The 20,472-nt window shown below is 64.3% G+C and carries 19 protein-coding genes; 12 read left to right on the top strand and 7 right to left on the bottom strand.

Annotation, left to right across the window (positions count from 1 at the left end; genetic code table 11):
- Positions 1-28 precede the first annotated feature (28 nt).
- Entirely contained in the window at positions 29-1,126 is a 1,098-nt protein-coding gene (locus tag ASH04_RS25015) for an ABC transporter permease (RefSeq protein ID WP_032364378.1), read from the bottom strand.
- Positions 1,123-1,902: an ATP-binding cassette domain-containing protein gene (locus ASH04_RS25010; RefSeq protein WP_032364377.1), complete on the bottom strand. Its 780-nt coding sequence runs from the start codon at positions 1,900-1,902 to the stop codon at positions 1,123-1,125. Before ASH04_RS25010 ends, ASH04_RS25015 begins: the two co-directional genes overlap by 4 nt.
- 406 nt (positions 1,903-2,308) lie before the next feature.
- Here ASH04_RS25010 and ASH04_RS25005 point away from each other — a divergent pair, with 406 nt between their 5' ends.
- The gene (locus ASH04_RS25005) at positions 2,309-3,034 is read left to right on the top strand and encodes an SDR family oxidoreductase (protein WP_027497731.1); all 726 of its coding nucleotides are present in this window, start codon (positions 2,309-2,311) and stop codon (positions 3,032-3,034) included.
- 30 nt (positions 3,035-3,064) lie between these two features.
- Positions 3,065-4,072 carry a LacI family DNA-binding transcriptional regulator gene (locus tag ASH04_RS25000; RefSeq protein ID WP_057474861.1) on the top strand — a complete coding sequence of 336 codons (1,008 nt, stop codon included), beginning with the start codon at positions 3,065-3,067 and terminating at the stop codon, positions 4,070-4,072.
- Here ASH04_RS25000 and ASH04_RS24995 read toward each other — a convergent pair.
- Positions 4,065-4,637, bottom strand: coding sequence for an AAA family ATPase (locus tag ASH04_RS24995; protein ID WP_082519420.1), 573 nt, complete (start codon positions 4,635-4,637; stop codon positions 4,065-4,067). The genes ASH04_RS25000 and ASH04_RS24995 overlap by 8 nt on opposite strands.
- A gap of 74 nt (positions 4,638-4,711) precedes the next feature.
- Between ASH04_RS24995 and ASH04_RS24990 the strand changes: the two genes are divergently transcribed.
- The 4 genes from ASH04_RS24990 (at position 4,712) to ASH04_RS24975 (ending at position 9,163) form a co-directional block, all read left to right on the top strand.
- Complete coding sequence (locus tag ASH04_RS24990) at positions 4,712-5,716, top strand: LacI family DNA-binding transcriptional regulator (protein WP_045840794.1); 1,005 nt, start codon at positions 4,712-4,714, stop codon at positions 5,714-5,716.
- Positions 5,717-5,726: 10 nt separating this feature from the next.
- The gene (locus tag ASH04_RS24985; protein ID WP_057474860.1) at positions 5,727-7,082 is read left to right on the top strand and encodes an FGGY-family carbohydrate kinase; all 1,356 of its coding nucleotides are present in this window, start codon (positions 5,727-5,729) and stop codon (positions 7,080-7,082) included.
- A 71-nt stretch (positions 7,083-7,153) separates the two neighbouring features.
- Entirely contained in the window at positions 7,154-8,038 is an 885-nt protein-coding gene (locus ASH04_RS24980; protein WP_032383251.1) for a tagatose-bisphosphate aldolase, read from the top strand.
- A gap of 69 nt (positions 8,039-8,107) precedes the next feature.
- A complete protein-coding gene (locus ASH04_RS24975; protein ID WP_057474859.1) occupies positions 8,108-9,163 on the top strand; it encodes an alpha/beta hydrolase in 1,056 nt (351 codons plus the stop codon).
- A 7-nt stretch (positions 9,164-9,170) separates the two neighbouring features.
- Here ASH04_RS24975 and ASH04_RS24970 read toward each other — a convergent pair whose 3' ends face one another.
- Positions 9,171-9,569 carry a PPOX class F420-dependent oxidoreductase gene (locus ASH04_RS24970; RefSeq protein ID WP_057474858.1) on the bottom strand — a complete coding sequence of 133 codons (399 nt, stop codon included), beginning with the start codon at positions 9,567-9,569 and terminating at the stop codon, positions 9,171-9,173.
- 106 nt (positions 9,570-9,675) lie between these two features.
- Between ASH04_RS24970 and ASH04_RS24965 the strand changes: the two genes are divergently transcribed.
- Positions 9,676-11,301 (top strand): long-chain fatty acid--CoA ligase, encoded by a 1,626-nt coding sequence (locus tag ASH04_RS24965; RefSeq protein ID WP_057474915.1) that lies wholly within the window; start codon positions 9,676-9,678, stop codon positions 11,299-11,301.
- Between the two features lie 2 nt (positions 11,302-11,303).
- Here the strand turns inward: ASH04_RS24965 and ASH04_RS24960 are convergent, their stop codons facing one another.
- Both ASH04_RS24960 and ASH04_RS24955 read right to left on the bottom strand, forming a co-directional pair.
- Positions 11,304-11,591: a hypothetical protein gene (locus tag ASH04_RS24960; RefSeq protein ID WP_057474857.1), complete on the bottom strand. Its 288-nt coding sequence runs from the start codon at positions 11,589-11,591 to the stop codon at positions 11,304-11,306.
- A gap of 130 nt (positions 11,592-11,721) precedes the next feature.
- Positions 11,722-13,467, bottom strand: coding sequence for a TerD family protein (locus ASH04_RS24955; RefSeq protein WP_057474856.1), 1,746 nt, complete (start codon positions 13,465-13,467; stop codon positions 11,722-11,724).
- 296 nt (positions 13,468-13,763) lie between these two features.
- On the opposite strand from ASH04_RS24955, the gene ASH04_RS24950 reads away from it, so the two are divergent.
- Positions 13,764-13,970, top strand: a complete 207-nt coding sequence (locus tag ASH04_RS24950; RefSeq protein WP_082519419.1) for a helix-turn-helix domain-containing protein — start codon at positions 13,764-13,766, stop codon at positions 13,968-13,970.
- A 145-nt stretch (positions 13,971-14,115) separates the two neighbouring features.
- Here the strand turns inward: ASH04_RS24950 and upp are convergent, their stop codons facing one another.
- The gene (upp, locus tag ASH04_RS24945) at positions 14,116-14,739 is read right to left on the bottom strand and encodes a uracil phosphoribosyltransferase (protein ID WP_027497743.1); all 624 of its coding nucleotides are present in this window, start codon (positions 14,737-14,739) and stop codon (positions 14,116-14,118) included.
- 203 nt (positions 14,740-14,942) lie between these two features.
- Between upp and ASH04_RS24940 the strand changes: the two genes are divergently transcribed.
- The 4 genes from ASH04_RS24940 to ASH04_RS24925 all read left to right on the top strand — a co-directional run bounded on the left by ASH04_RS24940 (position 14,943) and on the right by ASH04_RS24925 (position 20,431).
- Positions 14,943-16,115, top strand: coding sequence for a CaiB/BaiF CoA transferase family protein (locus tag ASH04_RS24940; protein ID WP_032364454.1), 1,173 nt, complete (start codon positions 14,943-14,945; stop codon positions 16,113-16,115).
- The gene (locus ASH04_RS24935) at positions 16,112-17,692 is read left to right on the top strand and encodes a carboxyl transferase domain-containing protein (RefSeq protein ID WP_057474854.1); all 1,581 of its coding nucleotides are present in this window, start codon (positions 16,112-16,114) and stop codon (positions 17,690-17,692) included. The genes ASH04_RS24940 and ASH04_RS24935 overlap by 4 nt, the downstream gene beginning before the upstream one ends.
- Positions 17,693-17,770: 78 nt before the next feature.
- A complete protein-coding gene (locus ASH04_RS24930) occupies positions 17,771-18,877 on the top strand; it encodes a ring-opening amidohydrolase (protein WP_032375321.1) in 1,107 nt (368 codons plus the stop codon).
- 105 nt (positions 18,878-18,982) lie between these two features.
- Positions 18,983-20,431, top strand: coding sequence for an amidase (locus ASH04_RS24925; protein WP_057474853.1), 1,449 nt, complete (start codon positions 18,983-18,985; stop codon positions 20,429-20,431).
- Positions 20,432-20,472: the final 41 nt, after the last annotated feature.

Below are 20,472 nucleotides of genomic sequence, written 5' to 3'. Positions count from 1 at the left end.
AGTGAGGGAGTTCAGGGCCGGTCCGAAGCTAGGGACTTCGAGACCAGAGTCTCTTGAGGGAGCTGGGCGATTGGCCTCGACTTGCAGCGTCGCGTCGACGTTGGTCGAAGTACACCGCGGCGATGAGAACGGCACCGACGGCGACCTGCTGCCAGAAGGGCTGTACTCCGACGATGACGAAGCCGTTCTGCAGTACGGCCGGAATGAACAATCCGACGACGGTGCCGAACATGGTGCCGATGCCGCCGAAGAGGCTTGTTCCACCGATGACCACTGCCGCAATGACATTGAGGTTGGTCTGGGACTGGCCGGCGATCGCGGTGGTGCCGTACTGGGACAGCGACAGTATGCCCGCCAATCCGGCGAGGGTGCCGGAGAGTGCGTAGATCTTGACCAGATGCATGTCCACTTTGATGCCGACGCGGCGAGCGGACTGCTCTTTGGAGCCGACGGCGAAGGTGTAGAGGCCGAACTTGGTGCGGTGCAGAACGATTCCGAAGATGACGACCAGCACCAAGGCGATGCTCGAGATCAACGGGATGGTGGTGGCAGGCAGGTTTCCGTAGCCGATCGTGTCGACGAGAACCGGTGGTACGTCGCGGATGTCGACGCCGCCGGTGATGACCTGCGACAGACCGAGCGCCCCGCCCAGTGTGCCGAGTGTGACGATCAGCGGAGGCACTTTCGCCTTACCGATCAGAAATCCGTTCAGCAGGCCCCAGCACAGGCCGCATCCCAGCGCCACCACGATGCCGACGGCCGCCACGCCCCAGCCGTCGCCGCCGATCGCGGCCATCGTCTTCGCCGACACCACGCCGGAGAAGACGAGCACCGAGCCGACCGAGAGGTCGATGCCGCTGGTGACGATCACGAACGTCATGCCGATCCCGAGGACGGCCAGGATGGAGACGTTCTGGATGATCTGCCGGATGTTGCCCCATTCGGGGAAGCTGCCGGGGGCCATGATCGAGAACACCAGGCAGATCGCCGCCAGCACGAGCACGATCTGAAAAACCTGGACTCGCGCCAATTTTCCGAGCGACTCGACGAGATCGAACGTGTGCCGTGACGGCCTGTCGCCGGGAGGCAACGGCTCGAGCGATGGGGAGATGGTCTGGTTGCTCATCGTGTTGCTCCGGTGGTTGCGCCGGTCATCGCACCGACGAGTTCTTCCATGGTCGTGTTCTTGGCGTCGAGGGTGGCCACGCGCTTGCCCATCCGCAGCACCTGGACGCGGTCGGCTACTTCCATCACGTGCGGCATGGAGTGGCTGATGAACACCACGGCCACTCCCCTGTCCGCCACCCGGCGGATGGTGTCGAGGACGTTGCGCGTCTGCACCACACCGAGGGCGGCGGTCGGTTCGTCGAGAAAGACGACGCCCTTGGCCCAGGCGACGGCACGCGCGATGGCGATGGCCTGTTGCTGGCCGCCGGACATCGATCCCACCGGGACGGTGAGGCTGCGGACGGTGGCACCGAGTTCGTCGAGCGCATCCTGTGATTGCTTGCGCATCGTGGAGACGTCGAGGAAACCGAGGCGGCCGAGCGGCCCTTTGGCCGGTAGTTCGCGTCCGAGAAACATGTTCTGTTGCGCGTTGAGATGCGGAGCGAGCGCGAGATCCTGGAACACCGTCTCGATTCCGAGCTCTGCCGCCACCGTCGGACTGTCGAGATCGACTGCGGTGCCGTCGAACAGGATCTCTCCGGTGTCGACGGCCAGGCTGCCCGAAAGAGCCTTGACCATCGTGGACTTGCCTGCGCCGTTGTCGCCGATGAGGGCGACGACCTCACCCGGGTAGATGTCGAAGTCTGCGTCGTCGAGGGCGCGCACGTTTCCGAAGCTCCTCGACAATCCCCTCGCTTCGAGGATCGGTGTCGCAGCAGGTGCAACGGTGGCCATGGGTACTCCTCGGTCGAATGGAAACGTTCGGGTGTGGGACAGGACGCCCCCGCCGACGCCGGTGCAGCACGGTTCGAGAACTGGGCCTGCGCGGCATGTCGAGCTCCCTGCGGGGCTCGCTGTGTTAACGAGTGTGACCCACACAACTCGCATTGTCACGTGTTTCGCGAAAATTCATGTCACCGGTGACATGGCCTGTCGACCCGGCAGTTGTTCCGCCGCAGTACGAGGCCGATATCCGACCACGGAGTACCGTCTCTGAACTGGACAAATGGACGATCTACACCGTTTTCGCGACGGGAACGACGCGCTGCGGTACCGTCCATGACACCGATGACATACGCGTCCACTCCGGGACGAATGACACCGATGACATGACCACTCGGAACAGTGAAGGTAGACCCCCATGGCGAAGTTCGACGGCCGCAAGATCTTGGTGACAGGTGCCAGCGGAGGCATCGGCTCGGCAACGGTTCGGCGCTTGGTGGCCGACGGTGCCGACGTCGTCGCGGCGGGCCAGTCGGTGGACGCGCTCGACAAGCTGGCCGACGAGACCGGGGCCACGCCCCTGGCGTTCGATCTGACGTCCGAGGACAGTGTTCGCGACGCCGTCGCGGGCCTCGAGCTGTACGGGGTGGTCAACTGCGCCGGTTTCGGCGGCGAGATCGCCACGCCTCAGGACACCGACATCTCGATCTTCGACAAGGTCATCGCCATCAATGCGCGCGGCGCACTGTTGGTCATCAAATACACCGTCCCCGCCATGATCGCCGCGGGCACCGGAGCCATCGTCAACGTCTCGAGCCAGGCCAGTCTCGTCGCTCTGACCGGACACATCTCCTACGGGTCCTCGAAAGCAGCCTTGGACAACATCACTCGGGTCTCCGCACTCGAACTCGGCCGCCACGGCATTCGCGTCAACGGTGTGAACCCGACGGTCGTCATGACGGAGATGTCGGCGTTCTACTGGGGTCGCCCGGAGATCGAGGAGCCGTTCCTGGCGCAGATGCCGCTGGGACGCTGGGCCACCGAAGACGAGATTGCCGCGCCGATTGCCTTCTTGCTGAGCGATGATGCTTCCATGGTGACCGGAGTGTCGTTGCCGGTGGACGGCGGCTACACCAGTCGCTGACGGGACGAGGACGAGCAGACGGGGTAGATCATGACCACCATGCAAGACGTCGCGGCGCTGGCCAAGGTCAGTGCCAAGACCGTCTCACGGGTGTACAACAACGACCCGCACGTCGATCCCGATACTCGTGCCCGCGTTGCCGAAGCGCTCGAGTCGCTCAACTATGTGCCGAACACGATGGCGACCTCCTTTCGCAACGGCCAGACGGCGGCCATCGGTGTCGCCGTCCCGGACATCGACGACCCCTTCTTCTCCTCCATCGCACGCGCAGTTGAGGAACGGGCCCGCCAGGACGACATGGCAGTTCTCGTCACCAGCCTCGGTCACGACGGAGATCAGGAACAGGCGTTGGTGGAGTCGCTGCTGCGTAGACAGTTGAGCGGCTTGATCATCGCGCCGACGGGTGCGGACCACGCATATCTGGAGCGCTGGATCGACAAGACTCCGACGGTGTTCGTCGACCGCGCACCCGACGGCCTCAAAGCCGACAGCTTCGTCGACGACGATCACGGCGGGGCGGTGTTGGCCACCGATCATCTCCTCGATCTGGGTCATACCCGCATTGCCGTGATCGGCGACAGTGCCGGGATTCCGACCAGCCGCAATCGCTTGGCCGGATATCGAGAGTCGTTGCAGGCAAGCGGAATCGAATTCGACGAGGCCCTCGTCGCTCTGGGTGTGCTGGACCGCGAGGACGCCCGTGTGGCACTGACCGACTTGACCGCACTCGACAGTCCCCCTACCGCACTGTTCCTGTCGAACGCGCGAGTGGCAATGGCCTGCGTGCCTGTTCTACAGCAGATGAACTTGCTGCATCTGGCGTTCGTCGGATTCGGCGACTTTCCCCTCGCCGATGCAGTGATGCCACCGGTGACGGTGATCGATCAGAACCCGGCTCGACTCGGCCATCTGGCCATCGAACGACTGTTGGGTCGAATCGAGAATCCGGGACGTCGTTACAAACGACGCAACATCCTCGGTGTCGAGTTGATCGAGCGCGAATCCTGTACTCCTGGAATCACTCACACCATCAGCTGAGCCCGAGTTCTCGGGCGACGAGATCGGCTTGCTGCGCGGTCGTCAGTTCGGCGTCGACGCGCAAGTGCGGGATGCTCGGCGTCCGAGCCGGCGGATCCACCGGCCGATGAGCATCGCGATACGCGCCACGAGCGGCCCGGCGTCGCGCCAGGAGCTCCGGCGATCCGTCGACGTGGATCACCTTCGTTGCGGCTGGGGACAATTCGTTCACCAGTAGCGTCCATTCGGGCGCGCCCGTCAATTCGCGGGTGAAGGGCGCAACGAGGACGGGCCGCTGACCGAGCTGTACGAGATCCCGGGCAGCGGCGCGCACCACGGCGTAGCGCCCGGCGCGAATCCGCTCCGAATGTGGACCGGCACTGTTCCAGTGCGGGCCTTCCATCAGCGAATCCATCTCCTCCAGAAGCGGATTGGTGAGGGTGTCCAGGTCGAGCAGAGCGGTACCAAGACGGCGCGCCAGCTCTCTACCCAGCGTCGTTTTGCCACTGCCCGCCGCGCCGGCAACCACCAGGACCGGTAGAGATTCCCGTTCGATTCCGAGGACGTCTTGACAGACATGAGGCATAGCGGGAATCATACAAGACAACGTTGTCTCGCATACGTGCTACAGCGACACACTTCCTCCGATCGAGAGTTCACGTGACCGAGCGCGCCAGCATCAAAGACGTCGCCGCCTTGGCGGGCGTCAGCTTCAAGACCGTCTCACGCGTCGTCAACGGCGTGGATACGGTCCTGCCGGAGCTGCGCGAGCGGGTCGAGGCTGCGGTGCAGACACTGAACTACGTTCCGAACTCCGCCGCCAGGTCCCTGAAATCGGGGTCGGGCAACACCATCGGGATCGTCGTCGACTCCATCGACGATGTCTTTTTCGCATCACTGGTCAGTGCCGTCGAAGATCGCGCACTCGAACACGGGCTCGCCGTCATCGTCGGCAGCACCGGCTTCGATGCCCAGCGCGAACGGGATCAGCTGGCCCTCCTGGCCGGACAACACGTGCGGGGCATCATTCTCGCGCCGGTCGGCGACCACAGCGATTTCCTCGTACCTCGGCGTCGCACACTGCCCACGGTCACCATCGACCGCTCGATCACCGGTTTCGATTCTGTCATCGTCGACGATTACGGTGCCGCCAAGCGAGCCGTCGAGAAGTTGGTGGCAAGCGGGCACACGCGAATTGCTCTGCTCGGCTTCGACGATCGCCTGCAGACTGCGCAGTTGCGCAGGCAGGCGTATCTCGACGTTCTCGCCGATCTCGGCCAAGAGCCGGAGTCCGCGCTCGCCCCTCCGGTATCCCACGCCGCAGACTCGGTGCGGCCTGTAGTGAAGACGCTACTGGCACAGCGCAATCCACCGACTGCGTTCTTCGTCGCCAACGCGCGACACGCGACCGCCGTGGTGTCGGTTCTGCACGAGATCGGTCGCACCGACGTAGCCATGGTGTCGTTCGGCAATTTCTCGCTCGCCGATGCCGTCAGCCCGTCGGTGACCTGTATCGACCAGGACCCGTATCGCATCGGCACCCTCGCATTCGACCGCCTGGTGCAGCGGTTCGACGATCCCTATCTCGAACCCGAGCAGCAGATAGCGCCGACCACTCTCGTGGAACGACTTTCACACGCACTCCCCCTACCCGTAGAGAAATGAGAACTACTCCGTGAACCCCAGACTTGTTGCGGGACTGGACCTCGGGAGCACCGGCGTCAAAGTACTCGTCACCGACGATGCAGGCACCGAGCTGCTCATCGAGCAGAGTCCCACACCGTGGCGGCACGGACCGGGCGGAACCACCGACCTGGCCGCCGAGGATCTGTTGTCCACCATCGGGCAGCTACTCGATGCGGTCGCTCGCCGGCTGCCCGAGGCAACCGGTGACCCAGCCGCCCGCATCGACGCCATCGCGGTGTCCGGGATGGGTGAGACGGGCTTTCTTCTCGATAAAGACAACGTTGTCCGGGCACCGGCCTTCGCGTGGTTCGACCCGCGTGGTCAGCAGCAGGTCGACAACCTGCCGGCCGAATTGCGCGATCAGTTCGCCGGCAAGACCGGACTTCCCGTCGGCGTTCAGGTGTCCATCGTCAAGATTGCGCATCTTCGTGACAACGGATTGAGCCTGACCGGGCTGCGATGGTTCAACCTGCCGGAGTTCGTCGTACTGTCCCTCGGCGGTCGTGCCGTGGCCGATTACTCACTGAGTTCGCGCACCGGACTACTCGATCAGGACAGCGGCGAGCCGTGGTCGGAGATGTTGGCGCACCTGGGTGTCGGAACCGACTTCATGCCGCCACTGGTCGACGCCGGAACCGATCTCGGAACTGCCGACGCACCAACACTTCCCGAGTCCATCGCCGGCGCTCGTCTGACTGTGGCCGGTCACGATCATCTCGTGTCCGCGGTGTCCGGCGGAGCGATCCCGCACGACCGTTACCACGTGTCGATGGGCACTGCCGAGGTGCTGCTGCGGGTACTCGACACTCCGTTGACCACCGACGCACGGAGCAGGCTGGCCGAACACCTCATCAACTCGGTGCGCCACGTGGTTCCGGGGCAACATGTGCTCGTCGCGGGAGTGAAGACCGGCTTGCTGATGCGACGGGCGTTGCAGCTGTGCGACATCAGCGATCGTGCCGGTCGCGACCTACTGGACCAGCGAGTGTGCGCCCTGCCTGCAGGCGGACCGTTCACCGACGGCGGTATTGACATCGCCGGTGCCCGCAACGACGACGGCGTGCTGTCCATCACGGTCCGTACAGACGGGATCGATTCGGCCGAGCTGTTCCGTTCGATTCTGTTGCACGGCAACAACGAAGTGGCTCGCCTCATCGAGGCACTCGACGCCGAGGTGCCACCCGCCAGGACGACATTGCTCACCGGCGGTTGGGCCGGCATGGCCAGCGTACGAGATGCCCGGGCTCAGGTGCTGCCCGATGTCTCGGTCTCGACCAGATCCCAGGACACTGCCTACGGCGCAGCACTGTTCGCGGCCCGACTACTGACGCTCATAGAAATCTGAGCCCACATTGCTGCAGTGAGACAACGTTGTCTCACTCGCGCTCGACCCCAACACCCCACCAGGAGAAGAAGATGAACGAACTCACCACCCTCGAACGTCGCGGAATGGCTGCTATCTCCACCGAAGGCGGCAACATGCTCATCGTCGCCGGAGATCAGCGCAACGGCATGAAGGCCGTCATGAAGGACGCCGTCGACGGGCCGGGCTCGATCACCGTCGAGCAGCTCGCCGAGGCCAAGGCCGATCTGGTTCGCTACCTCGGCAACCACGCGCCGGCGATCCTGCTGGACCCGGAGGTGGCACTGCCGAAGATCGTCGACGACGGTGTGCTCTCGCGGGGCACCGCCTTGGTGGTCGGCATGGATGCGTCGGGCTTCGAGGAGACCGACGGTCTGCGCTACACCCGCTTCGTCGACGGCGTGACCCCGCGCGTCGTGCGTGATCTCGGCGGCGACGTCGCCAAGATGCTGTTCTACATGCGTCCCGAGCAGCAGGGCGTCGACTCCCGTGTTGCCGAGGAGATCCGCGACCTCGTCAAGGCTTGCTCCGCCGAGGGTCTGCTCCTCATCGTCGAGATCTTGACCTACCAGCTCGAAGGCGAGTCGGACGAGGACTACAAGGCCGGCTTCGGAAAGATCATCGCCGACTCCACGCGCATTTCGGTCGAGTGCGGCGCCAAGGTACTCAAGCTCCCCTACCCCGGTTCCGCCGAGGCCTGTGCTGCCGTCACCGAAGCGGCACAGGGTGTTCCGTGGGCTGTGCTGTCGGCGGGCGTCGATCACGAGACGTTCATCGAGCAGGTCCGCATCGCCGTCGCCAACGGTGCACGTGGAGCGATGGCAGGCCGGTCACTGTGGAAGGACAGCATGGCTGTCTCTGCCGAGACCCGCGAGGATCTGCTCACCAACCGCGCACTCCCCCGACTGCGTGAACTGAACGCGGCCGTCGACGCCTGATCGGCGTTTTTCGACCGAGCCCGTGCGCGAACACGGGCTCGGTCGACGCCGTCTGGGTAGCGTGAACCCATGACGGAAGACTCTAACCACATCGATATCGTTGCCGCGCCCGGAGTGTTCGCCGATCTGCAGACCGCACAGGAGCTGGTCGCACGGGCCCTGTCCGCCCGCGGTCTGTCGGGCGGAATTGTCGACGCTGCAACCGGTTCTGGTGAGGTCGTCGTCGTTCCCGGCGATGGAGCGCAGGTCGATTCGTCGTTGTACAGCAGCGTCGTTCGCGTCGACTTCGGTCAGTGCGCGCCGGATCGGTCCGAGGGTATTCGCGCACACATCCGGGGCCGCGGTCTCGACGGCCTCAGGTTCGCGATCGACAGTGTGTACTTTCATCGCTTCCACCCCGGCACGATCGTGACGTACGGAGATCACCCCGAACAACGCGTCGAACTGCGGGTGCCCGAAGGCGATGGCCCGTTCCCCGTCGCCGTATTGATTCACGGCGGATACTGGCGTTCGAGGTGGGAATTCGACCTGATGGATGCGATGGCGGTCGATCTGACCGCACGCGGCTACGCCACCTGGAATGTCGAATACCGCCGACCCGACGAACACGGGTGGGATACGACGACCGGAGATGTCGCGGCTGCTCTCGCCGCGCTGGAGACGGCACCCGCCTCGCTGGATCTGTCTCGAATTGTCCTGATGGGCCATTCCGCGGGAGGCCAACTGGCCCTGCGGCTTGCGGCCGATTCCGTCGGCAAACTCGTGGCCCCTGCTCTGGCGGTGAGTCTGGCCGGGGTGCTCGACCTGAAAGTCGGCGACGAGCGGTGGCTCGGTGAAGGTGCGGTATCGAACGCGATCGGCGCCCGTTATGCGGAGGCGCGGCGCATCTACGAGGAGTCGTCACCGATGTCTCGACTGCCCCTCGGCGTTCCACAGCTGGTGGTGTCCGCAGTGGCCGACGATCCCAATCTCCTCGAGATCAGCCGCGCGTACTACGCTGCCGCATCCACGACTTCCGATTCCGTTACTTCGGTCGAAGGACCGGGCGGGCACTTCGCCGTCGTCGATCCCACGTCGGAGATCTGGGTCGACATCGTTGCGGCGGTGGATGCTGCCCTGATGTGAACCGACCTCAGTCTGTGGTGATCGACAGAATCACCCGCGGCTTGCGGCGTCGAGCAATGACCAGTTCGACGAGCATGACGATGCGGTACTCGATGCCGTATTTCTTCTTCAATACCGAGGTCGGTCTCGAGGCGGCGTCTCCGGTAACGATGGTTGCCGAGCCGGTCACCGCCACGGCGTCATCGGGCACCGCTCCGCGCCGACTGCACGGGCGGAGCTCCACGCGATCGGAGTTCCTGATGCGCTTGACCTTGCCGCTCTCCGCGGGAGTGATGACGACCAGGTTGTCGCCGTCTCGGGCGATCCACACCGGCGTCGATACCGGCGCACCGGATCGACGGAAGGTGGTGAGCGAAACGAATGCCTCGTCGCCGAGGGCACGAGCGTCATTTGAAGTAGTGGCCATGAGTACCAAGTTACGCACCCTCCTCGCGTCGAGTCCGTAGTGTGCATGTTGTGACGCGGAGCACAACGACGTGCAGCCGCGCCGGGACATCGAAAGCGAGATCGTCGTGAAGAGCACCATGCAGGACACCCCACTGTCCATCGGCCAGCTGGTTCGATTCGGGACGTCCATCCACTCCTCGGCCGAGATCACCACGTGGACCGACACCGGCCCTACCACGGTGACATTCGGGGAGTTGGGCAGGCGGGCAGCACAATTGGCTCACGGCCTGCGGTCCATCGGGATCGACGATGATCAGCGAGTCGCGACATTCATGTGGAACAACGCCCCGCACATGGAGGCCTACATGGCGATTCCGGCGATGGGCGCAGTGCTGCACACCCTGAACATCCGACTCTTCCCCGAGCAGCTCACGTACATCGTCAATCATGCCGAGGATCAGGTGATCATTGCCGACGCGAGTCTGCTCCCCCTACTGACGCCGTTGCTGCCGACGTTCGAGACCGTGCGACACCTCGTGGTCGTCGGGGTCGACCCGGCGCAGGTCGCTGCACCCGACGGTATCGAGGTGCTCGGCTACGAGGACCTGTTGGCGGGCAACCCGGAGGAGTTCGATTGGCCCGAACTAGACGAACGATCAGCTGCCGCAATGTGTTACACCTCGGGCACCACCGGCGATCCCAAGGGGGTCGTGTACTCGCATCGCTCGATCTACCTGCATTCGATGCAGGCGTGCATGACCGACGCGATGGCAATTGCGCAGTCCGACAAGGTGTTGGCCATCGTGCCGATGTTCCACGCGATGTCGTGGGGGCTCCCGTATGCGGCGCTGATGGTCGGTGCGTCACTGATCATGCCCGACAGGTTTCTGCAGCCGGCTCCGTTGGCAGAGATGATGTCGACGCTTCGTCCGACGGCGGCGGCTGCTGTCCCGACGATCTGGCAGGCCCTGCTCGCTCATCTGGACGAGCATCCGGCGGATCTGTCGAGTCTGCGTGATGTGGTGGTCGGCGGTGCCGCATGCCCACCGAGTCTGATGAAGGCATTCCACGAGAAGTACGGCGTCCACATCTCGCAGGCATGGGGCATGACCGAGACGTCACCGCTCGGCACCTCCGGTAGGCCCGACGCAGGACTGTCGCCGGAGGACGAGTTCGACTTACGTTGCACACAAGGCAGATTCGTTGCCGGAGTTCGGGCACGACTCGTCGACGACGCCGGAACGGTCCTGCCGTGGGACGGGAAGACCGTCGGCGAGCTCGAGGTCCGTGGCCCGTGGATCACCGGCAGCTACTACCGCGCCGACGCGGACGACAAGTTCGACGACGGTTGGCTGCGAACCGGTGACGTGGGCACCATCTCCGAGAACGGCTACCTCCGCCTGACCGATCGCTCCAAGGACATCATCAAGTCCGGCGGTGAATGGATCTCCTCGGTGGAACTAGAGAACCAGGTGATGGGACACCCGGCCGTTCGCGAGGCCGCGGTCATCGGTGTGCCCGATCCGAAGTGGGACGAGCGGCCACTGGTCGCTGTCGTCGTGCGCGAGGGTGCGTCGGTGACGGCCGAAGAATTGAAAGAGTTCCTCGACAGCCGCGTCGCGCATTGGCAGTTGCCGGAACGATGGACCTTCATCGACGAGGTCCCGAAAACGAGCGTCGGCAAATACGACAAGAAAAGGCTGCGGAGTTCCCACGCCGACGGTGCGTTGGAGGTCATCGAACTGGTGTAGGGCTATCCGCTCCAACCCCAGTTGTAGGGGTTCACCACGATTCGGTACCAGGTATCGGTGTTCTCGACGTTGGTGCACGGCACCACGATGTACGACTGCGACGCCTTCTCGAGTGACAGCGCCTTGTTGCAAAAGTATTGCGCGCCTTCCCCGGACTGCTCGGCGCGATAGACAGGGCCGTAATGCCATTCGTCGGCACTGGCGGTTGCAACTCCCATCGTGGCACCGGCGGCGAGCGGAAGCGCCAGAAGTCCGGTCAATACGGCAATACGTCGGCTGATGCGGTTCATTCGAGGGCCTTTCGTGGCGGCACGTCCTGCACAACGTCGCCGGCCGTGGTCCGGCCACCGACTCGATCCGTTCATTGGTGACGTCGCTCGACGGCCGACTCGCGTTACCGGTCGACGCGACGCAGCGCGGCTACTCATCGACCTCCACGCCGAACCGCACCGCCAATTCTGCCAATCCGTCGTCGTAGCCCTGACCGATCGGCCGGAAGCGCCAGCCACTCCCGCGGCGGTAGATCTCTGCGAGCAGCATCGATCGTTCCGTGGTCGCGGCATCCAGCACCGCTGTCGCGACCGCCGAATCGAGTCCATCGAGCGACACCGATACCGCGCCTAGGTCACCGAATGTGTGGTCACCGTCGATTGCTGCGGCGACGGTGATACGCACGCAATCCTCGGGAACGAGTGAAAGGTCGATCCGCACACCCTGTTCGCTGTCACCATCGATCGACATCGAGACGGCACCGTCCGAGGTGACCGGAGCGTTGTAGAACACGAAATCCTCGTCACTGGCGACCAATTCATCGTCGGACAGCAAGAACGCGACTACATCTACACCGACCCGATCGGAGTCGTCGGCACGCCAGGAACTGTTGACCGTCAGCACTGCCTGATCAGGATCGAGGTCGACGACGCCACCCCGTGGCACCAACGGAGCGATTCGGGACCGCCGAGCAGGGAGCGGCGCGGGAACTTCGATATTCAGTTCTCGGTCGATCGCTGCCGGTGTCAGCAACGTGAGATCCCGTTCCTTCACTTTCGGCATCCGCGGGTCTCCATCGCCGCCGTCCAAGATCAGGATGTCGGTCACGCCGGCGCTGAGATTCACAGCCGGTGTCGCACCGAGTTGGATCAGGCGCGACCGCATGAGTACCGACTCGGCGTGCGAACCGCCCATGACCAAGACCCTTCTTGTCTGCCAGGGCTTGACGACTGGATCGGGCTGCTGCTCGGCTGGTTTCGGCTGGGTCTGCGGCCGAATACCTTTCGGCGTTCCTGGCTGCACATTCCGGAGCAAGTCGAGCAATTCCGACTCCGAGATGATGCGAAGGCCATGGGCGCGCGCCCTTTCGACTTTTCCGCTTTCCGTTGTGGGATCCGAACACACCACCACACTCGTGAATCGACTGACGGAATTCATCACGTCCAGTCCGGCTTCCGTGAGCTGAGCGGCCAAGCGCAATCGCGGGATTCGCGTGTCGCCGCTGATCACGACTCGCATGCCCTGAACGAGACCGCCGTCCTCGGCAAGTGGACCTGGGTTCTCCCACGCGCAATGTGTGCGGGGAACGGTATCCGGATACAGCGTCAGACGCTCGGTGCACGTGACGACTGGAAGGGGAAGTTCGAGCGACCTGGCCAGCCGAGCGCTGTGGGTGAACACCTGCGCCAGCACTAGGGCATCGTCGTAGGCGTCGTGCGCATTGGACTGCAGCACTTTCCAGTGCGCGGCCAGGGTGGACAGCTTGTGGTTGGGAGTATCGAGTTGTAGTCGCCTCGACAATGCCACGGTGCACAACCGTTGCTTCGTCGGCATGTCGATGCCCGCACGCATCGATTCGAGCTTCAAGAACCCGTGATCGAAACTCGCGTTGTGCGCGACCAAAGTTCGACCATCCAGCAGATCCATGAGTTGCGGAGCGATCATGTCGAACGTCGGCGCACCGGCAAGCCGTTCGGGCGTCAGTTTGTGAATGTGCACCGGGCCAGGATCGCAACCCGGGTTGACCAGAGTCGACAGTTCGCGTCCGACACGTCCGTCCTCGTCGATCGTCAGAGCGGCCACACTGAGCACTCGATCACGGGATGCCTTCAGACCCGAGGTCTCGACATCGACGACGACCCATTTGTCGCTGCCGGTTCTAACCGAATTCTTCACAGGATTACCGCTTTCGACCGCATCGGACAATGGAGGCCACTATGCCGCACGAGATGCTGCACGCGAGTCGACTTCGGGCCAACACCTACGGTTCCTGGCCACCGACGGCCGTTCCACAGCACATTGGCGTACCTCGCACCATCAGTGCGCTTGCCAACGCACGCATAGCGAGCCCTCCCCCTGCGAGACGACGTTTCCACATTTTCTGCCTGCTGAAGCAGGCATAGGGGCTCATTGTCGGCAAAACCTTCGGGGAAGTTCCAATATGCATGCCAGGGCAAGCACAAGGAGCGATGATGGCGGAACCGCGACGACGAGCCCGTAAGCACTCGGGAGAACTGGCGTTGCTCGCCGGGGTGGGTCGTTCCACCGTTCAAGCACTCGAAGGAGGAAAGAACACAGTGCAGCTCGACAGCGTGGTCGCGGTCGCGGATGCTCTGGGGTGCGATATCGCACTGCTCACGCGCGCCGGATCGTTTGTGCCGCCGCTGGATCCGACATGATTCAAGCATTCGAGCTACGAGAGTTCGATGCAGCCGATGACTACCAGGGAAGACCCCTTCTTCCCGATTGACTGACCCATGCGGGAAACGACATGGTGTTTCGATACGACAGCACTTACCTCGACGACTCCTCTGCGTCGGAGCGTCACCGAGGCCCGAATTGACGGTCCCCCGCATCCCCCAGTCCGGGCACGATGATGCCCTGATCGTTGAGCTCGTCGTCGACGGCGGCACACACCACTCGGACGGGGTGTCCTGACTTCTCCAGCGCTGCAAGACCTTCGGGTGTCACGACGACGCACACGACGACCACGTCGGTTGCCCCGCGAGCGACGAGCAAGTCGATCGTCGCGGTCATGGACCCGCCTGTGGCCAACATCGGGTCGAGAACGAACACCGGCGTGCCGGCGAGATCTGCGGGGAGAGACTCGAGGTACGGCACCGGCTGCAGTGTCTTCTCGTCTCGTGCCATGCCGATGAATCCCACACCGGATCGCGGAATGAGCGCACTCGCCTGCTCCACCATGCCCAGCCCTGCCCGGAGAACAGGAACCAGCAGAGGTGGGTTCGCCAACCGCACACCCGTGGTGCGGGCAACCGGGGTGTCGACCTCGAAGGTGTCCACCGGGGCATCACGCAAAGCCTCGTACACCAACGTGTGTGTCAGCTGCCGCAGCGCCGAACGGAAGGTCGCGTTGTCACTGTGGACGTCGCGCATCGTCGTCAAAAGCGCTGCGGTCAAGGGATGGTCGACTACGTGGGTATCCATGGTCGCAGATTATGGGCCCCTCGTCGGCCATCCGTCCACACGGCTCGCGCTCGCTCGAACTGTCCGAAAGCGACCCCTCAGCGTCGGCAACTTTTGCCCACGACGGAGCCGCGACCGGCACGTTGACTCGGACGCATGACGCTTCGCAACGATCGATTCGAGTTCGACACCGACATCGCTCCCCTGTCTCGGAACGCAATCCGATGACGGTCGGACCGCTCTCCGACTGCCTGGTCGTCGATCTCTCGCGTGCACTTGCCGGACCCCATGCGGCGATGATGCTCGGGGACCTCGGCGCACGAGTGATCAAGGTCGAGTCACCCAGCGGCGGTGACGACACCCGAAGTTGGGGCCCGCCCTTCGTCGCCGACGACGAGGGCGATCGGCACTCGACGTACTTCCTCTCGTGCAATCGCAACAAGGAATCCATCGCACTCGACCTGAAAGCTGTCGACGGTCGAGAAACGCTCACCGCATTGATCCGCCGCGCCGACGTACTCGTCGAGAATTTTCGCCCCGGCGTTCTCGCTCGCCTCGGCTACAGCATGGAGGCATTGCACGAGCTGAATCCCCGTCTGGTGATCCTGTCCATCACCGGTTTCGGCCACGACGGCCCAGAAGGCACGCGCCCCGGTTACGACCAGATCGCTCAGGGCGAAGCAGGATTGATGTCCCTGACTGGGCCGTCGAAGGACGAACCCACTCGAGTCGGCGTTCCCATCGGTGATCTGCTCGCCGGAATGAACGGCGCATACGGCGTCGTGGCCGCACTGCACGAGCGCAACACCACCGGACGCGGCCGCGTCGTGCGAACCAGCTTGTTGGCCTCCATCGTCGGGGTGCACGCATTTCAAGGCACTCGCTACACCGTGGCCGGCGAGGTGCCCCGCCCCACCGGCGGACATCACCCGTCGATCTGCCCGTACGGTCTGTTCCACTCGTCCGAGGGTCTGGTTCAGATTGCCGTGGGCAGCGAGGGATTGTGGCAACGCTTCGCTCCCGCATTCGGATTGGACCGTCCGGAGTGGGCCACCAACCCCCAACGCGTCGACGACAGAGAGGCCGTCATCGCCGCTGTCGATGCCGTTTTCGCGGACTGGCCGACCGACAAACTTCTCGGACTACTCGGTGAGCTCGGCATACCGGCCGGACGCGTCCGTGATCTGGCCGAGGTCTACACCTGGGAACAGACACGGTCGCAAGGACTGATGATCGACGTCGATCATTCGGCCCTGGGCACCATCACGTTGCCCGGCCCACCGCTGCGCATGGACGAGGATTGCGAGGGTGCCGCGATGCGCACGACACACGCGGCCCCGCCGACCCTCGACCAGCACGGCGACTCGATCCGCGCCTGGCTCGAGACGACACCATGACCCGCACCGGCGCGCCGGCACGGCTCGGCGCACTCGAACTCGTCGAGATGGTCGTCGACGCCGGCAGTTTCGTCCGGTGGGACACCGACCCGCTTCCCCCGATCGGGGTGCACGGACCGGCGGATCAGGGCTATCTCGACGAGCTCGCCGCGGCCCGTGAAACGAGCGGCTGCGACGAGTCGGTGTTGACCGGCGAAGCCACCCTCGCAGGGCGCCGGGTTGCACTCGTCCTGTGCGAGTTCGGGTTTCTCGCCGGCTCCATCGGAACGGCGGCCGCCGAACGATTGGTACAGGCCGTCGAAAAGGCGACAGCAGAACAGCTTCCGCTGCTCGCCTCGCCGACCTCCGGCGGAACACGGATGCAGGAGGGCACGGTCGCCTTCTTGCAGATGGTCAAGATCTCGGCGGCCATCGCTGCGCACAAGTCGGCGGGTCTCGCCTACGCCGTCTACCTTCGCCATCCCACGACCGGTGGAGCACTTGCCTCGTGGGGCTCACTCGGCCACGTCACTGCGGCCGAACCGGGTGCGCTCCTGGGCTTTCTCGGTCCGCGCGTGTACCAGGCGCTGTACGGCGAAAAGTTTCCCGAGGGAGTGCAGACAGCCGAAAACCTCGCTGCCCGTGGCCTCGTCGACGCGGTGGTCCCTCCCGAACAACTCCGTGAGGTTGCCATTTCGGCGCTCGCCGTCCTGTGTGCGCCACACGAGCCACCTCCGCCGGTTCCGAACATCCCGTTGGAGCACCTCGACGATGTGCCTGCATGGGAATCCATCCGTCGTTCTCGACGGCCGGAACGGCCGGGAGTACGCCACCTCGTGCGATCGGCCGCGAACACGGTGACGACGTTGCAGGGCACCGGAGCCGGTGAGATCGAGCCCGGATTGTTTCTGGCCCTTGCCAAGTTCGGGGCCTCGGCGTGTGTCCTTCTCGGCCAGGACCGCACTTTCGCCGATCAGCCGTTGGGTCCCGCCGGCCTCCGGGAAGCGCGACGCGGAATGCGGCTGGCGGAAGAGCTGCAACTCCCACTCGTCACAGTCATCGACACTGCCGGTGCCGCGTTGAGCAAGGAGGCCGAAGAAGGTGGCCTCGCGGGCGAGATCGCCCGCTGCTTGGTCGAACTCACGACACTGAAGGCACCGACGATCTGCCTGCTGCTCGGCCAGGGAGCCGGCGGCGGCGCACTCGCACTGCTCCCCGCCGATCGGGTGCTGTGTGCTCAGCACGGTTGGCTGTCGCCACTGCCGCCGGAGGGTGCATCGGCGATCAAGTTCCACACCACCGACCGCGCAGCCGAGATGGCAGAGGAGCAGGGCGTGCGCAGCCTGGACCTGCTGCGTAACGGCGTCATCGACCGGATCGTGGCCGAACGGCCGGATGCCTCCGACGAACCTGCGGCGTTCCTGTCACGCCTCGGGACCGTGCTCGAACACGAGTTGGCCGTACTCCTCGCCGCCGACCCGGCCGAACTGGCGACCTCCCGGCTGCAGCGCTACCGCTACCTGGGGATGTCCGATAACCAAAAAAGTGCGCTGATTGGGCAAAGCTTGCCAGTGCACCCCCGGTTCAACGGTCGATAACGTTCGTGGGGCGAGCCCCCGCCGCGCGAACGCCGGCCGACTCTGCAGTACCCACAGATCCCGATGAAGGAGATTTCAGTGCCCGACGCAATCGAGGTCCGCAAGGTCCCGCTCCACAACGTGTCCGATGCCAGCGAGCTGGCGAAGCTCATCGACGACGGGGTGCTCGACGCCGACCGGGTCATTGCAGTCATCGGTAAGACCGAAGGCAACGGCGGAGTCAACGACTACACCCGCATCATCGCCGACCGAGCATTCCGCGAAGTGTTGTCCGCGAAAGGAACTCGCAGCGCACACGACGTCGGCGAGGTTCCGATCGTCTGGTCCGGTGGCACCGACGGAGTCATCAGCCCCCACGCCACCATCTTCGCGACCGTACCGTCGGACAAGGCAGTGCAGACCGAGGAGCCGCGCCTGACGGTCGGCGTCGCGATGAGCGAGCAGTTGATGCCCGAGGACATCGGCCGCACCGCGATGATCACCAAAGTGGCTGCGGCAGTCAAGGATGCGATGGCCAACGCAGGCATCACCGATCCCGCAGACGTGCACTACGTGCAGACCAAGACCCCGCTGCTGACGATTCACACCATCCGTGACGCCAAGAGCCGTGGCAAGACCGTCTGGACCGAGCAGACCCACGAGTCGATGGATCTGTCCAACGGCGGCACCGCTCTCGGTATCGCTGTCGCACTCGGTGAAATCGATATGCCGACCGACGAGGACGTCATGCACAGTCGTGAGCTGTACTCCTCGGTGGCGTCGTGCTCCTCGGGCGTCGAGTTGGACCGTGCGCAGATCGTCGTCGTGGGTAACACTCGCGGAATCGGCGGCCGGTACCGCATCGGACACAGCGTGATGAACGACGCGCTCGATCAGGACGGCATCTGGAACGCGATCAAGGATGCCGGTCTCGAACTTCCCGAGCGGCCGCACACGAAGGATCTGGGCGGCAAGCTCGTCAACGTCTTCCTCAAATGCGAAGCAAGCCAGGACGGTACGGTCCGTGGACGGCGCAACGCCATGCTCGACGATTCCGACGTCCATTGGCACCGCCAGATCAAGGCGTGCGTCGGCGGCGTCACCGCAGCAGTGACCGGCGACCCAGCGGTCTTCGTGTCGGTCTCGGCAGCGCACCAGGGCCCCGAAGGTGGCGGCCCCGTCGCCGCGATCGTCGACCTCGGATAACGCCGGTTTCGATATCGAACAGCGCCGCGCGAACCCGACAGTCTCGGGTTCGCGCGGCGTCCGGCCCTCCCTGCTTCTGCGTCTCTCTCGAACGAAGGAACCACCATGGCAACCACCGTCGGACCCGCTGCCGAACTTCTGATGTCCGACGCGGTCGAGCTCAGCGGCAAGATCAAGCGCCGCGAGGTCTCCTGCGTCGAGACCATGACGGCGTACCTCGACCACATCGAGGCACACAATCCGACGGTCAATGCCATTGTCGCCCTGCGTGATCGCGACGAGCTACTGGCCGATGCACACGAGCGAGATCGGCAGCTCTCGGACGGGCAGTATCTCGGGTGGATGCACGGATTTCCCCATGCGGTCAAGGATCTGTCGGCAGCCCGAGGGCTACCGTTCACATCGGGGTCACCGATCTTCGCCGATCGCATCGCCGAGGCGGACGATCTGTTCGTCGCCCGCGTGAAAGCGGCCGGTGCCATCGTGATCGGCAAGACCAACACACCGGAATTCGGGTTCGGATCTCAGACGTACAACCCGGTGTACGGAACCACCGTCTCGCCCTACGACACCTCGCGCACTGCAGGCGGAAGCAGCGGAGGTGCGGCGGCAGCATTGGCCCTGCGCATGCTTCCCGTCGCCGACGGCACCGACTACATGGGATCGCTGCGCAACCCCGCAGCCTTCAACAATGTGGTCGGCTTTCGCCCGTCGTGGGGACGCATTCCCGAGCCCGGCTTCATCGCTCAGGGCGCGGTCGCCGGACCGATGGGCCGATCGGTCACCGATGTCGCACATCTGCTGTCGACGATGGCGGGCCCGGATGCCAACGCGCCCCTCGGAATCGACGAGGATCCGGAGATCTTCACCCGCACTCTCGAACGCAGCTTCCGCGGTGCCCGCATCGCGTGGGTCGGAGACTGGAACGGTCACCTGGCTACCGAACCCGGTGTCCTCGATCTGTGCGTGTCGTCGTTCACCGTCTTCGAGGACCTCGGCTGCGCAGTGGAGAGCACCGTGCCGTCGTACGACCCGGCGAAAATCTGGGACTCGTTCCTGACGTGGCGGTGGTGGGCGCAGCTCGGGATGGCCGATCTGTACGAGAACCCGCGCACGAGGGAGCTGATGAAGCCCGAAATGCTGTGGGAGATGGAGCATGCCGTCGCATTGACCGCACTCGATGTCACCAAGGCAGCGCAGGCTCGCAACGACTGGCAGAGCGCACTGACGACATTGTTCGAGACCTACGACTTCGTTCTCGCGCCCACCGCTCAGGTGTTCCCGTTCGACAAGGACCAACATTGGCCGCAGTCCATCGCGGGTCGACCCATGGACACCTATCACCGGTGGATGGAAACGGTGGTGCCCTGGACGATGACCGGTGTTCCTGCCGCCGCCGTCCCGGTCGGGTTCGACGATCGCGGTCTGCCGATGGGTGTTCAGATCATCGGCAGGCACGGTGCCGACCGGGCGGTTCTGCAGCTCGCCTATGCCTACGAGCAGGCCTCGCGGTGGGTCGAGCGCGTTCTCCCGCCGGCACTGCACGTCGGCTGATCCCCCGCCGTCGCGACATGCCCTACACAGTATTGTTGAAC

It is taken from the genome of Rhodococcus sp. Leaf233, from assembly GCF_001426165.1.
Taxonomy (GTDB): Bacteria; Actinomycetota; Actinomycetes; order Mycobacteriales; family Mycobacteriaceae; genus Rhodococcoides; species Rhodococcoides fascians.
Note: the sequence above shows the minus strand (reverse complement) of the source record. Positions and strands in the feature narration are given on the sequence as shown.

Bases quoted from the DNA above. Each gene is read 5' to 3' on its own strand.
- ASH04_RS24960 (WP_057474857.1), bottom strand. From the start codon at position 11,591: ATGAACCGCATCAGCCGACGTATTGCCGTATTGACCGGACTTCTGGCG.
- ASH04_RS24935 (WP_057474854.1), top strand. From the start codon at position 16,112: ATGACCCGCACCGGCGCGCCGGCACGGCTCGGCGCACTCGAACTCGTC.
- ASH04_RS25000 (WP_057474861.1), top strand. From the start codon at position 3,065: ATGACCACCATGCAAGACGTCGCGGCGCTGGCCAAGGTCAGTGCCAAG.
- ASH04_RS25010 (WP_032364377.1), bottom strand. From the start codon at position 1,902: ATGGCCACCGTTGCACCTGCTGCGACACCGATCCTCGAAGCGAGGGGA.
- ASH04_RS25005 (WP_027497731.1), top strand. From the start codon at position 2,309: ATGGCGAAGTTCGACGGCCGCAAGATCTTGGTGACAGGTGCCAGCGGA.
- ASH04_RS24925 (WP_057474853.1), top strand. From the start codon at position 18,983: ATGGCAACCACCGTCGGACCCGCTGCCGAACTTCTGATGTCCGACGCG.
- ASH04_RS25015 (WP_032364378.1), bottom strand. From the start codon at position 1,126: ATGAGCAACCAGACCATCTCCCCATCGCTCGAGCCGTTGCCTCCCGGC.
- ASH04_RS24940 (WP_032364454.1), top strand. From the start codon at position 14,943: ATGACGGTCGGACCGCTCTCCGACTGCCTGGTCGTCGATCTCTCGCGT.
- ASH04_RS24975 (WP_057474859.1), top strand. From the start codon at position 8,108: ATGACGGAAGACTCTAACCACATCGATATCGTTGCCGCGCCCGGAGTG.
- ASH04_RS24950 (WP_082519419.1), top strand. From the start codon at position 13,764: ATGGCGGAACCGCGACGACGAGCCCGTAAGCACTCGGGAGAACTGGCG.
- ASH04_RS24980 (WP_032383251.1), top strand. From the start codon at position 7,154: ATGAACGAACTCACCACCCTCGAACGTCGCGGAATGGCTGCTATCTCC.
- ASH04_RS24970 (WP_057474858.1), bottom strand. From the start codon at position 9,569: ATGGCCACTACTTCAAATGACGCTCGTGCCCTCGGCGACGAGGCATTC.
- upp (WP_027497743.1), bottom strand. From the start codon at position 14,739: ATGGATACCCACGTAGTCGACCATCCCTTGACCGCAGCGCTTTTGACG.
- ASH04_RS24995 (WP_082519420.1), bottom strand. From the start codon at position 4,637: ATGCCTCATGTCTGTCAAGACGTCCTCGGAATCGAACGGGAATCTCTA.